The organism is Pseudomonas sp. Marseille-Q8238, assembly GCF_965111915.1.
Genome location: NZ_CBCOPI010000001.1, coordinates 1,594,268 through 1,607,752, shown reverse-complemented (window position 1 = coordinate 1,607,752; position 13,485 = coordinate 1,594,268). Strand labels below are relative to the sequence as shown.

Sequence of the window (13,485 nt, the reverse complement as noted above, 5' to 3'; positions counted from 1 at the left end):
TCAGTCCCGTTCGAAGGCACGCTCCAGGGCATCATTGATGGTGCGCAGCACCTTGACCCGGGCATAGCGCTTGTCGTTGGCCTCGACCAGCGTCCAGGGCGCCAGCGTACTGCTGGTGCGGTCGACCATATCGCCCACCGCCTCGCGGTACTCCTGCCACTTCTCGCGATTACGCCAATCCTCTTCGGTGATCTTGAAGCGCTTGAACGGCGTAGCCTCGCGCTCCTTGAAGCGCCGGTACTGGGTATCCCGGTCGATGGCCAACCAGAACTTCACCAGGACCACGCCCGCGTTACTGAGCTGCGCCTCGAAATCATTGATCTCGCTGTAGGCACGTAGCCAATCAGCAGGCTCGCAGAACTTCTCGACCCGCTCGACCAGGACACGGCCGTACCAGGAGCGGTCGAACACGGTGAACATGCCGCGTGCCGGGATGTGCCGCCAGAAGCGCCAGAGATAAGGTTGTGCACGTTCATCTTCGGTGGGTGCGGCAATCGGTACGATGCGGTACTGGCGCGGGTCCAGCGCTCCCGCGACCCGGCGAATGGCGCCGCCCTTGCCTGCCGCATCATTGCCTTCGAACACCGCGACCAGGGAATGCCGGCGCATGCGTTTGTCGCGCATCAGCCCGGCCAGGCGCGCCTGCTCGGTGGCCAACTGCTCCTGATAATCCTCCTTGCTCAGGGCGAGGTTCATATCCAGGCTGTCGAGCAGGCCGCGATCATCCAGGCTGGCGCTCACAGGCGCCACATGGGCCTGGGTATTACGCCGCTTCTTCGCCTTGAGCGCCGCCTGCAGCCCCTCGAGGAGGATGCGCCCCACGGTCAGGCTGCGGTAATACTCGTCGACCCCTTCGACCACATACCAGGGCGCGAAGTCGCGACTGGTACGCCGCAACACATGCTCGCCATAACGCACGAACTTGTCGTAGGTCTTCGACTGCTGCCAGTCCAATGGGCTGATACGCCAGCTGTGCTGGGGGTCATCCTTGAGGGTCTTGAGGCGCGCTTTCATGTGCGCCTTGGACAGGTGAAACCAGAACTTGAAGATCAGTGCGCCTTCGTCACAGAGCATCTGTTCCAGGCTCAAGGCACCATCGATGGCCTGATCCAGCACCGCATCCTTGAACTCGCCATGCACACGCCCCTGCAGCATCTGGCTGTACCAGTTGCCGAAGAAAATGCCGATACGCCCCTTGGCCGGCAACTGCCGCCAGTAACGCCAAGCCGGCGGGCGGGCCAGCTCTTCGTCGGTCTGGCGGTCAAAGGTACAGACTTGGATCAGGCGAGGGTCCATCCACTCGTTGAGCAACTTGACCGTCTCACCCTTGCCCGCACCTTCGATGCCGTTGATCAGCACGATGACCGGGAAGCGACTCTGCTGGGCCAGCTCGAACTGTGCCTCGAGCAACGCTTCACGCAGTGCAGGCACTTCGGCGTCATAGGTTTGCTTGTCGATGGCATGGCCCAACTCGGCGGACTCGAACATGAACAACTCCTTGATCAGATGCCTCCAGCCTAGCGGATAGAAATGGTCGTAGCCTAGGGTCTTCTCGAGCGATATCACGGCGCAATGAAACATCAGCCGCCACTTAAGTGAGCCTGCGGCTACAATGCGCGCCTCTGTACAGGTGCCTGCATGTCCGACCTTCCTTACGCCCAGCTCGATTGGGATGAACATGGCCAGCCGCGTTCGCGGCAGTTCGACGATGTGTACTTCTCACGCGATGACGGCCTGGGTGAAACCCGCCACGTTTTCCTGGCCAACACCGACCTGGCTACACGCTTCGCCGCCCTGCCCGCCCATGGGCGCATGACCATCGGCGAAACCGGCTTCGGCACCGGCACCAACTTCCTCTGTGCCTGGCAGCTGTTCGAGCAACACGCACCCTCCGATAGCCGCCTGCATTTCATCAGCGTGGAAAAACACCCGCTGAGCCAAAAGGACCTGCAGCGCGCCCTGGCGCTATGGCCTGAACTGGCCCCTTGGAGCACACCGCTCATCGAGCAGTACGTCGCGGTACACCCGGGGTTCCAGCGCCTGCTGTTCGACGGTGGCCGGGTCGTGCTGACCCTGCTGATCGGTGATGCCATCGAGATGCTCAGCCAGCTCGATGCCCGCATCGACACCTGGTTTCTCGATGGTTTCTCGCCCGCCAAGAACCCGCAGATGTGGAATGCCGATCTCTACCGCCAACTGGCGCGGCTTGCAGCACCAGGTGCCGTGCTTGGGACATTCAGCAGTGCCGGCGTGGTTCGCCGTGGCCTGATCGAAGCCGGCTTTGCCATACGCAAGGTACTGGGCTACGGCAAGAAATGGGAAAACCTGCGGGGTGACTTCCCCGCCACAGCCTCCGCGCCCGAGCACACGGCAGCACCGATCAAGCCCTGGTTTTCACGTCCCGCGTTCGTCCCCACGCAGCGGGAAGCCTTGGTGATCGGCGCCGGTCTGGCAGGTTGCGCGACAGCCGCCAGCCTGGCCTCCCGTGGCTGGCAGGTGACCTTGATCGAGCGCCATGGCGAAATCGCCATGGAGGCCTCCGGCAATCCTCAGGGCGTGCTGTATCTCAAGCTGTCCGCCCATGGTACGGCCCTATCGCAATTGATTCTCTGTGGATTCGGCCATACGCGACGTCTGCTGCAACGCCTGCAGCAAGGTCAGGACTGGGCAGCCTGCGGCGTGTTGCAACTGGCCTTCGATGAACAGGAAGAACAGCGCCAGGCCAAATTGGCCGCCGCCTTCCCCGCCGATCTGCTGCAGCGCCTGGACCACGATGCAGCCCAGGCGCGTGCTGGTATCGGCCTGCCCAGCGGCGGCCTGTTCTATCCGGAAGGCGGCTGGGTACATCCCCCCGCCCTGTGCCAGTTGCTCGCCACTCATCCACACATCCGCCTGCTGACGCACCACGAAGCACTCGATCTGCAGCGCGTCGAAGAGCGTTGGCAGGCCAGCGCCGACGGCCAGGTGCTGGCCTGCGCGCCGGTTGCCGTGCTGGCGGGCGCGGCAGATGTTCGACGTTTCGCCCCTGCCGCCGATCTGCCACTCAAGCGCATTCGTGGCCAGATCAGCCGCCTGCCGCAAAGTCCGACCAGTGCCGAGCTGGCGTGCGTGGTATGCGCCGAGGGCTATGTCGCGCCAGTGCGTAATGGCGAGCACACCCTGGGCGCGAGCTTCGACTTCCACAGCGATGACACCACGCCGACAACTGCCGAACACCAGAGCAACCTGGGCCTGCTGCGCGAGATTTCCAGCGACCTGGCCGAGCGCCTGCACGTCGACGCTCTCGACCCGAACACCCTGCAAGGCCGCGCCGCCTTTCGCTGCACCAGCCCGGACTACCTGCCCATCGTCGGGCCGCTGGCCGACCACAGCGCCTTTGCCACGGCCTACGCCGCGCTGGCCAAGGATGCCCGCCAGGTGCCGGACATCCCCTGCCCGTGGCTCGATGGCCTCTACATCAATACCGGCCATGGTTCTCGCGGGCTGATTACCGCGCCCCTGTGCGGCGAACTGCTCGCCGCCTGGCTGGATGATGAAGCCCTGCCCGTGCCGCGCAGCGTGGCCGAAGCCTGCCACCCCAACCGCTTCGCCCTGCGTCGGTTGATCCGCGGATGATCGAAGGTCTGTTGCTGCAAGCCCTGAGTATCGGCACCGTACTTGGCCTGCTTCTAGGACTGACCGGCGCCGGCGGCTCATTGGTGGCGCTGCCCCTGCTGCTCAGCCTGCACCTGCCACTGCGCGACGCCATTGGCGTGAGCCTGGGCGCCGTGGGGCTCACCGCGTTGATTGGCGCCATCGTGCGTGCCCGCCAGGGGTTGGTGGCCTGGCAACCGGCACTGCTGCTCAGCCTGAGCGGCCTGCCCGGCAATGCTCTCGGCCAATGGCTGGGACGCTTCGTCGATGAGCGTGTGCTGGTGGTCGCCTTCTGTCTGCTGGTGCTGTGGTCGGCCTGGCGCATGTGGCGCAATGCGAGCTTGCCGCGTAGTGGCCAGAGCCCGCTGCGCCTGTTGCCCCTGGCACTGATCGGTGTTGGCGTGGGCGTGCTCTCCGGTTTGATGGGCGTAGGCGGCGGTTTTCTGCTGGTACCTGCCTTGCTGGCCTTCACTCCGCTGTCGATTCTCGCCGCCACCGCCACCTCGATGGCCGTGATCGCCCTGGTTTCTGGAGGCGGCTTCATTATCTACCTCAGCCACGCCCAGCCTTCCCCGCTACTGCTCGCCGGCCTGGCAGCCGGTGGCGCACTGGGAGTGCTCACCGGTAATCGCCTGGCCATGCGTCTGGGTGGCAAACTGTTGCAACGGCTGTTTGCCGTGATGCTCGTTCTGGTCAGCCTGTCGCTGGCCGCACAGAAGCTTCTGGGAGGTGCCTGAGATGCTCTTTCGCCAACTGTTCGACAGCACCAGCTCGACCTACACCTACCTGCTGGCAGACAGCGGCGAAGCTGTGCTGATCGACCCGGTCAAGGACAAGCTGGATGATTACCTGCAACTGCTCGGCGACTTGCAGCTGCGTCTGGTGCTGGCCCTCGACACCCACACCCATGCCGACCACATCACCGCCCTCGGCGACCTGCGCGATGCCACCGGCTGCCGCAGCGGTTTTGGTGAGCAGAGTGCCAGCTCCTGCGCCAGCTTTACCTTTACCGAGGGCGAGCGCCTGCCATTCGGTAACAAGGCCCTGGTCGCCTGGCACACCCCTGGGCATACCGACGACTCCTACTGCTTTCTGCTGCCCGCCCATGACACGCAACCGGCCCGTCTGTTCAGCGGTGATACCATGCTGATCCGAGGCAGTGGCCGCACCGACTTCCAGAACGGCGATGCACGCCAGCAATGGGCCAGCCTGCAGCGGTTACTGAGCCTGCCTGGCGACACCGACGTCTGGCCGGCCCATGACTACAAAGGCTGGACCTGTTCGAGCATTGCCGAAGAGGCCGCACACAACCCGCGCCTGCAAGTCGCTGGAGCGGACGCCTATGCCGCCCTGATGGCCAGCCTGAACCTGCCCAACCCGGCGATGATGGATATCGCCGTGCCGGCCAACAGGGCCTGCGGCCAGGACTGAATCAGTGGCTGTTGCACGCTGAGGCAGCCAGCCGCGGCGACCGCAGGCTCAAGGTTCCACATCGCCGCACAGCTCTGCCGCCCGCAGCAGCGCTGCGGTCAGCCCATGGCGCTCCCACTCGGGCAAGGCCGAGAAGCGCTGGCTGAACTCCGGTGGCAACAGTGAAGGCGCCTGCTCGACCAGCGCTCGCCCTTGCGGACTGATCAACAGCCACTGGCGACGCCGGTCCTGATCGTCGCGCTGGCGCTGCAGCAAACCCTTCTCCTCCAGACGATCGAGCATGCCGGACAACGTGGCAGCACTCAGGCTGACCCGGCCGCTGAGCGCGCTGGCAGTCAGCCGCGCCTCCCCCGCCAAGACCTGCAGGATCATCAACTGCATGGGGGTCAGACCACCGAAACGGGCCAGTCGCTTGGCGTGCACCTCACCGGCCTGCTGCAGGCGCCGCAAGGCCTTGAACACATTCAATTCAAAGGCGGCCGCAGCCGGGCTATCAATTTCAACAGGAACTAATTTTTCAGACATCTACTCATATTCATTCAAGGTAATGCTTTGACATGAAAGCATTATTTTGTTTTGGTTTAAAAGGTCTGGAGCCATCCAGGCCACTCCCCAACGGCAAAACCGGTAAGGAATTATGTGCGGAATAGCTGGAGAACTACGTTTTGATCAACGCCCGGCCGATCTGGCCGCCGTCGAACGCATCACCCATCATTTGCGCCAGCGCGGTCCTGACGCGCATGGCTTCCACGCCCAAGGTCCCATAGCCCTGGGCCATCGCCGGCTGAAGATCATGGATCTTGCCGAGGCCTCCGGGCAACCGATGATCGACAGCGATCTCGGCCTGTCGATGGTGTTCAACGGCGCCATCTACAACTACCCCGAACTGCGCGAAGAGCTGACCCGGCTCGGCTATCGTTTTTTCTCCGATGGCGACACCGAGGTTCTGCTCAAGGGCTACCACGCCTGGGGTGAACAACTGCTGCCGAAACTCAATGGCATGTTCGCCTTCGCCGTGTGGGAGCGCGACAGCCAGACGCTGTTTCTCGCCCGCGACCGCCTCGGGGTCAAGCCGCTCTACCTGTCGCAAACCGGGCAACGCCTGCGCTTTGCCTCAACCCTGCCGGCACTGCTGCAGGGTGGCGATATCGACGCGACACTGGACCCGGTCGCCCTCAATCAATACCTCAACTTCCATGCCGTGGTGCCGGCCCCGCGCACCCTTCTGGCTGGGGTGAAGAAACTGCCACCGGCCAGCTGGATGCGTATCGACGCCAGCGGCAAGAGCGAGCAGCAAAGCTGGTGGCAGCTCGACTACGGCCCGCGCGCCGACGAGCAGGCCTTCACCCTCGAAGACTGGCGCGACCAGGTGCTCAACGGCCTGCGTGAAGCCGTCTCGATTCGCCAGCGGGCGGCCGTGGATGTCGGCGTGCTGCTCTCCGGCGGGGTCGACTCGAGCATGCTGGTGGCACTGCTGCGCGAAGCTGGCGTGGACAACCTGCTGACCTTCTCCATCGGCTTCCAGGATGCCGGCGGAGAGCGCGGTGACGAGTTCCACTATTCGGACCTGATCGCCAAACGCTTCGCTACCCGCCACCACCAGTTGCGAATCGACGAGCACGAGATCATCGAGCAGTTGCCAGCAGCCTTCCGCGCCATGAGCGAGCCGATGGTCAGCCACGACTGCATCGCTTTTTATCTGCTGTCGCGCGAAGTGGCCAAGCACTGCAAGGTGGTGCAGAGCGGCCAGGGTGCCGACGAGCTGTTCGCCGGTTACCACTGGTACCCGCTGGTAGACGGTGCAGAGGATGCTTATTCCGCCTATCGACAGGCCTTTTTCGACCGCGAGCACGATGAATACGCCGCCTGCGTGATGCCCGCCTGGCTGGGCGCTGACCACGCCGGCGAGTTCGTCCGCCAGCACTTCGCCCAACCCGGCGCCGAGGCGGCGGTGGACAAGGCACTGCGCCTGGACAGCACGGTGATGCTGGTCGACGACCCGGTCAAACGTGTCGACAACATGACCATGGCCTGGGGCCTGGAAGCCCGTACGCCGTTCCTCGACTACCGCCTGGCCGAGCTCTCGGCACGCATTCCTGGCCGCTTCAAGCTGCCGGACGGCGGCAAGCATGTGCTCAAGGAAGCCGCCCGTCTGGTCATTCCCGCCGAGGTCATCGACCGCCCCAAAGGTTACTTCCCGGTGCCTGGCCTCAAGCACCTGGAAGGCGCCACCCTGGGTTGGGTACGTGATCTGCTGGTCGACCCCAGCCAGGACCGTGGGTTGTTCAACCCCGCCATGCTCGACCGCCTGCTGACCGATCCCCACGGCCAACTCACCCCGCTACGGGGTTCCAAGCTGTGGCAACTGGCGGCACTCAACCTGTGGCTGAGCGAGCAGGGTTTGTAATGACTCACCGCGCCGCAGGTACCGCGGCGCTTCACCTATAGCAGACAGCAGAGGAAGCACCCGATCATGCGCGCCATCGCCCTCAATCAGCGTCTCGTACGCGGCCAAGCTCCTTCCTACGAACGCCTGCAAGCGCGTTTCGCCGAGGGCCAGGGCACTCAGCCAAGCCAGGCACGGACACTGCATTGCGGCTGGGGCCGCCTGTTGATCGGACACACCTTCGCCAACAACGAAAGCCTGGCCGGCGAGCTGCTCAACGAAGCCCCCGGCGAGCGCGACATCGCCATCTACATCGCCGCGCCGCACCAGGTGCTGGCACAGGCGCCGCAACAGCTGTTTCTCGACCCCTCCGATACCCTGCGCCTGTGGTTTACCGACTACCGCCCGGCACGCCGCAACTTTCGTGGTTTCCGCATCCGCCGGGTGCATAACGCCGAAGACTGGAAGGCAATCAACCGCCTGTACCAGACCCGCGGCATGCTGCCCATCGACCCGGACAAGCTTACCCCGCGCCATCAGGGCGGTCCGGTGTACTGGCTGGCCGAGGATGAGGACAACGGCACGGTGATCGGCAGCGTGATGGGCATCAACCACACCAAGGCCTTTCACGACCCGGAGCATGGCAGCAGCCTGTGGTGCCTGGCAGTCGACCCGCAGTGCCGGCGCCCGGGCGTCGGCGAAGTGCTGGTCCGTCATCTGGTCGAGCACTTCATGAGCCGTGGCCTGAGCTACCTCGACCTGTCGGTCCTGCATGACAACCAGCAGGCCCTCAAGCTCTACGCAAAACTGGGCTTCCGTGCCTTGCAGACCTTCAGCCTGAAGCGCAAGAACGGCTTCAACGAGCCGCTGTTCCTCGGCCCCGGCCCCCAGGCGGAAATGAACCCCTATGCACGCATCATCATTGATGAGGCGTTGCGCCGTGGCATCGAGGTACACGTGGACGACGCCGAGGCCGGCCTGTTCACCCTCAACCATGGAGGGCGACGCATTCGCTGCCGCGAGTCGCTGTCGGACCTGACCAGCGCGGTGAGCATGACCCTGTGCCAGGACAAGCGCCTCACCCACCGCGCCCTTGAACGCGCCGGATTGCAGCAGCCCCAGCAGGCGCTGGCCGGTAGCCCCGAGGACAACGCTGCCTTCCTCAGCGAGCACGCGCGCGTCGTGGTCAAGCCGGTGGATGGCGAACAGGGCCAGGGCGTAGCCGTCGACCTGCGCACAGCGGATGCCGTCGAAGAGGCCATCGCCCGCGCTCGCCAGTTCGACAGCCGCGTACTGCTGGAGAGCTACCACGAGGGCCTGGACCTGCGCATCGTGGTCATCGGTTTCGAGGTGGTGGCAGCTGCCATCCGCCGTCCTGCCGAGGTGATCGGCGATGGGCGCCACAGTATCGGCGCGCTGATCGAGGCTCAAAGCCGACGCCGCCAGGCCGCCACCGGTGGCGAAAGCCGCATCCCGCTGGACAGCGAAACCCAGCGCACCCTGCATGATGCCGGCTACGACTATGACCGGGTCTTGCCCACCGGCACCCGCCTTGCCGTGCGCAAGACCGCCAACCTGCACACCGGTGGCAGCCTGGAAGACGTGACCGCCATCCTCCATCCGACCCTGCGTGACGCGGCCATTCGCGCCGCGCGCGCCCTGGATATTCCGGTCGTCGGCCTGGACCTGCTGGTGACCGCCGCCGACGCCCCCGACTATGTATTCATCGAAGCCAACGAGCGGTGCGGGCTGGCCAACCATGAGCCACAACCCACCGCCGAACGCTTCATCGATCTGTTGTTCCCGCTCAGCCAGATCAGCGCCTGAGCCGGGCTACTGACCATTCATGACGACTGACGGAGGTTCCATGTCCGTACGCCTGCCCGACCCCGATCTGCCCTATCTGCAACAGGTGCTGCTGGAAATGCTCGCCATTCCCAGCCCGACCGGCTTCACCGACACCATCGTGCGCTATGTCGCCGAACGCCTGGAAGAAATGGGCATTCCCTTCGAACTGACCCGTCGCGGCACTATTCGCGCCACCCTGCTCGGCCGGCAGAAAAGCCCGGACCGTGCAGTTTCCGCGCACTTGGACACCATCGGCGCCATGGTCCGCGAGATCAAGGACAACGGCCGCCTCGGCCTGGCCGCAGTCGGCTGCTGGTCCAGTCGCTTTGCCGAAGGCAGTCGCGTCAGCCTGTTCACCGATAACGGCGTGCTACGCGGTAGCGTGTTGCCCCTGATGGCCTCGGGGCATGCCTTCAATACTGAAATCGATCGCATGCCGATCAGTTGGGATCACGTCGAACTGCGCCTGGACGCCTACAGTTCGACACGCGCCGAGTGCGAAGGCATCGGCGTGCGCGTCGGTGACTTCGTCGCCTTCGACCCACTGCCGGAGTTTTCCGAGAGCGGCCATATCAGCGCACGCCACCTGGATGACAAGGCCGGGGTTGCCGCATTGCTCGCCGCACTCAAGTGCATCACCGAAGCCAAACTGGTGCCACCGATCGACTGTCACCCGCTGTTCACCATCACCGAGGAAATCGGCTCAGGCTCGGCCGGTGCCCTGCCCTGGGACGTCAGCGAATTCGTCGGCATCGACATCGCCCCGGTGGCGCCCGGCCAGCAATCCACCGAACACTGCGTGAGCGTGGCCCTGCAGGACTCCGGCGGCCCCTATGATTACCACCTCTCGCGGCATCTGCTGAAACTGGCCGAGCAGGAAGACGTGCCAGTGCGCCGGGACCTGTTCCGCTACTACCACAGCGACGCCCAGTCGGCGATTACCGCTGGCCACGACACCCGCGCCGCACTGCTGGCCTTCGGCTGCGACGCCACCCATGGCTACGAACGCACCCACATCGACAGCCTGGTCGCGCTGACGCGCCTGCTCGGCGCCTACATGATGAGCCCGCCGGTATTCGCCAGCGATGCAGGGGCCGACCATTCGCTGGAACGCTTCAGCCATCAGATCGAACACGACGCGCAGATGTCCAGCGAAACCCAGGTGCCCAACATCGACAGCATCCTTGGCCAGCGCACCCTCGACACCGAATGACTGATCGCTGACGCATCACCGCATTGAAACCGGCTGTAACGTATTCAGCAGCCCCCATGAGCATGGGGGCTTTGGCCTGCTCCGCATCCTTGCATACGGCCAATCCGGCACCTACAACTCAATGGTGGGAGCTTGTGGCGAATCGCGCATGAAGGCAAAGTGCAACTACGGACGCCAAAAATAATAAAGAGGTTCGCGGATGCCTCGTTTCTGCCTGACGTTGCTCATGTTCTGGCTCAGCGGCGCCCTGTGGGCCATGCCTCCCGCGCCACTGGACCGTGACGAACTGCGGCTGTCACTGGCGCCTTACATGGGCTACCACGAAGACCGTACCGGCACGCTCAGTGCCGAGCAGGTGCAACACCTGCCCGACAGCGAATTCCAGCGCATTCGTGGCGACCATGCCAACCTCGGCAAGAACAGCTCCGCCTGGTGGTTCAAGGTGCGCCTGGTCAACAGCCGCCCACAGCCGCTGCATGGCTATCTGGAAATCAACTACGCCCTGCTCGATTACATCACCGTGTACCTGCAGGATGCCGATGGCACCCTGCACAAACAGGAAAGTGGCGACCGTTACGCCTTTTCCCAGCGCCCGGTACAGGTCCGCGACTTCTGGTTCCCGTTGGATCTGCCGTCCGGCAGCAACACCGTGCTGCTGCGCATAGAGACCACCAGCACCATCTTCGTGCCCGCCTTCTTCAGCACCTACGGTGCCAGCGCCGCCGCCCAGGAAAACCTCATGGGCATCAACGGCGCGTTCTATGGCGTGCTGTTCGCCATGTTCATCTACAACCTGTTCCTGTTCATTTCCCTGCGCGAACCGGCGTACTTCTGGTACCTGGTGTACAACCTCAATATCGGCCTGTTCGCCGCCAGCTTCGACGGCATGCTGTTCAAGCTGCTGCCTGACCATATAGGCCTGCAGTCGGTGAGCATCTATGTCCTGATGTTCGTCCACTGCCTCACCGCCATCCAGTTCAGCCGTCACTTCTTGCATATCAACCAGTACTTCCCGTCACTGGACCGGGCCATGCGCCTGCTCATGCTGGCCGTTGCCGGCTGCCTGATCTCTGTCGCGCTGATCGGCCTGGAAGCCTGGAACGTGCTGGCCAGCCTGGCCGTGCTGATCGTCTCGCTGCTGCTGCTTTGTGCGGGCATTTATGTCTGGCGCAAGGGTGTGCGTCACGGCTCTTACTACGTCCTGGCCTGGAGCGTGCTGCTGGTGGCGTTCATGCTCACCACCAGTGGCTCGCTGGGTGTCGAGGTGCTCGGCGTGTTTGGCTCGGCCATGGTCAAGATCGGCGTCACCATCGAGCTGCTGACCCTGTCCATCGGCCTTGCCGACAGCATCAACCGCCTGAAGGAGGAAGGCTTCCGCTCGCGCCAGGCAGCGGAACAGGCTGCCTTCGAAAGCCAGGCCAAGAGCCGCTTCCTGGCCAAGATGAGCCACGAGATTCGCACGCCTCTCAATGGCGTGCTGGGCATGTTGCAGTTGCTGCGCGAAACACCGATGGACCGCAACCAGCGCTTTTATGTGGAAACCATCAGCAGCTCCGGCAACGCGCTCATGTCCGTGATCAATGACATCCTCGACTACGCCCGCATCGAATCCGGCAAGCTGACCCTGGAGGAGATCGAGTACGACCTGGAGCAACTCATCTCCGACACGCAGAGCCTGTTCACCGGCCAGGCGCTGGAGAAACGCTTGCGCCTGTACGTCAGTATCGAGGCTGGCGTGCCCCGGCGCATCGTGGGCGACCCGACACGCCTCAAGCAGGTGCTGATGAACCTGCTGAGCAACGCCTTGAAGTTCACTCAGGAAGGCCGCGTGATCCTGAGCGTCTGTCGGCGTACCAACAGCACGGGCAGCCCACACCTGGTTTTCGCGGTCAGCGACAGCGGCATCGGCATTCGCAACGAGACCCTCACCCAGTTGTTCACCTCGTTTTCCCAGGGCGACTCCAGCACCACCCGCCGCTACGGTGGCAGCGGCCTGGGCCTGGCGATCAGCAAGGAACTGGTGGAAATGATGGGCGGCCATATCGAGGTGCAAAGCACGCTCGGTCAAGGTTCGCGCTTTGCCTTCGACGTGCCGCTGCACCCCGCCGCAGACGAAGAGGACAGCCTGGCCTCGCTGCTCAAAGGCCGTGTAGCGCTGCTCTGCTCACTGGATGGAATCGGCCTGGATGCACTGGGCCACCTACTGGCCCGCTGGGGCATGCGCACCGAACGCTGCCAGGACCCGGAACGCCTGCGCGAAATCCTCGATGACTTCAACGCCCCGCCCCTGCTGGTATTGATGACACCATGGCCAGGCTCCGTCGGCCACTGGCTCGACAACCTCGAACCCTTGCTGGAAAAAGGCCAGCGTGTACTGCTCCTGCACTCGCCGGAGCAGAATCCAAACCTCTCCGACATGCGCGGCCTGCGCACCCTCAACCTGGCCGTACCGTTGGCGGTGACAGCGTTGCGCAATGGCTTGGTCGAACTGTATAGCGAGCGTCGCAGCCAACCACGACCGGCCATGGATGAACCTGTGAGCCGTTCCAGCACATCGCCCTGCATCCTGGTGGCCGAAGACAATGCGGTGAACCAGATGGTCGTGCAGGCATTCCTGAAAAAACGTGGTTACAACGTCCGCCTGGTAGCCAACGGCACGGCTGCCGTAGCGGAGTATCAACGCGCGCCAGGGGCGATCCAGCTGGTGTTGATGGATTGTGAAATGCCGGAGATGGATGGATTCGAGGCAACCCGGCAGATCCGCAAACTGGAAAGCCGCCAACGCCTTGCGGCTGTACCGATCATCGCCGTCACCGCCCACATTCTCGAGGAGCATCGCCAGCGCGGCATCCAGGCCGGCATGGACGGCTTCCTCGGCAAACCACTGGATTGCCAGGTGCTGTATGCCCTGCTCGATCATTACCTGACTGACAAAGCGGTGGGTCCGCAGTAGCATCACGGCCCACTGCCGAGA

General features: G+C 63.8%; 9 protein-coding genes. 7 read left to right on the top strand and 2 right to left on the bottom strand.

Annotation, left to right across the window (positions count from 1 at the left end; translation table 11 throughout):
* Window positions 1-1,488 carry a polyphosphate:AMP phosphotransferase gene (pap, locus tag ACWPW0_RS07440; protein WP_454254901.1) on the bottom strand — a complete coding sequence of 496 codons (1,488 nt, stop codon included), beginning with the start codon at window positions 1,486-1,488 and terminating at the stop codon, window positions 1-3.
* 150 nt (window positions 1,489-1,638) lie between these two features.
* Between pap and mnmC the strand changes: the two genes are divergently transcribed.
* Genes mnmC through ACWPW0_RS07425 form a run of 3 tightly spaced genes read left to right on the top strand, consistent with a single transcriptional unit; the run spans window position 1,639 to window position 5,064 of the window.
* Window positions 1,639-3,615 carry a bifunctional tRNA (5-methylaminomethyl-2-thiouridine)(34)-methyltransferase MnmD/FAD-dependent 5-carboxymethylaminomethyl-2-thiouridine(34) oxidoreductase MnmC gene (mnmC, locus tag ACWPW0_RS07435; protein WP_454254900.1) on the top strand — a complete coding sequence of 659 codons (1,977 nt, stop codon included), beginning with the start codon at window positions 1,639-1,641 and terminating at the stop codon, window positions 3,613-3,615.
* Window positions 3,612-4,370 (top strand): sulfite exporter TauE/SafE family protein, encoded by a 759-nt coding sequence (locus ACWPW0_RS07430; RefSeq protein WP_447590562.1) that lies wholly within the window; start codon window positions 3,612-3,614, stop codon window positions 4,368-4,370. Before mnmC ends, ACWPW0_RS07430 begins: the two co-directional genes overlap by 4 nt.
* Window position 4,371: 1 nt before the next feature.
* The gene (locus ACWPW0_RS07425; RefSeq protein WP_454254899.1) at window positions 4,372-5,064 is read left to right on the top strand and encodes an MBL fold metallo-hydrolase; all 693 of its coding nucleotides are present in this window, start codon (window positions 4,372-4,374) and stop codon (window positions 5,062-5,064) included.
* Window positions 5,065-5,112: 48 nt separating this feature from the next.
* Here the strand turns inward: ACWPW0_RS07425 and ACWPW0_RS07420 are convergent, their stop codons facing one another.
* Window positions 5,113-5,589 carry a MarR family winged helix-turn-helix transcriptional regulator gene (locus ACWPW0_RS07420; RefSeq protein WP_447590558.1) on the bottom strand — a complete coding sequence of 159 codons (477 nt, stop codon included), beginning with the start codon at window positions 5,587-5,589 and terminating at the stop codon, window positions 5,113-5,115.
* Window positions 5,590-5,701: 112 nt separating this feature from the next.
* Here ACWPW0_RS07420 and ACWPW0_RS07415 point away from each other — a divergent pair, with 112 nt between their 5' ends.
* From ACWPW0_RS07415 to ACWPW0_RS07400, 4 genes are all read left to right on the top strand, one after another.
* Entirely contained in the window at window positions 5,702-7,471 is a 1,770-nt protein-coding gene (locus ACWPW0_RS07415) for an N-acetylglutaminylglutamine amidotransferase (RefSeq protein WP_454254898.1), read from the top strand.
* A gap of 66 nt (window positions 7,472-7,537) precedes the next feature.
* Window positions 7,538-9,277, top strand: a complete 1,740-nt coding sequence (ngg, locus tag ACWPW0_RS07410; protein WP_454254897.1) for an N-acetylglutaminylglutamine synthetase — start codon at window positions 7,538-7,540, stop codon at window positions 9,275-9,277.
* A gap of 40 nt (window positions 9,278-9,317) precedes the next feature.
* On the top strand, window positions 9,318-10,511 hold the full coding sequence (locus ACWPW0_RS07405; RefSeq protein WP_447590552.1) for an osmoprotectant NAGGN system M42 family peptidase: 1,194 nt from the start codon (window positions 9,318-9,320) through the stop codon (window positions 10,509-10,511).
* A gap of 199 nt (window positions 10,512-10,710) precedes the next feature.
* Window positions 10,711-13,464: a 7TM diverse intracellular signaling domain-containing protein gene (locus tag ACWPW0_RS07400; RefSeq protein ID WP_454254896.1), complete on the top strand. Its 2,754-nt coding sequence runs from the start codon at window positions 10,711-10,713 to the stop codon at window positions 13,462-13,464.
* Window positions 13,465-13,485: the final 21 nt, after the last annotated feature.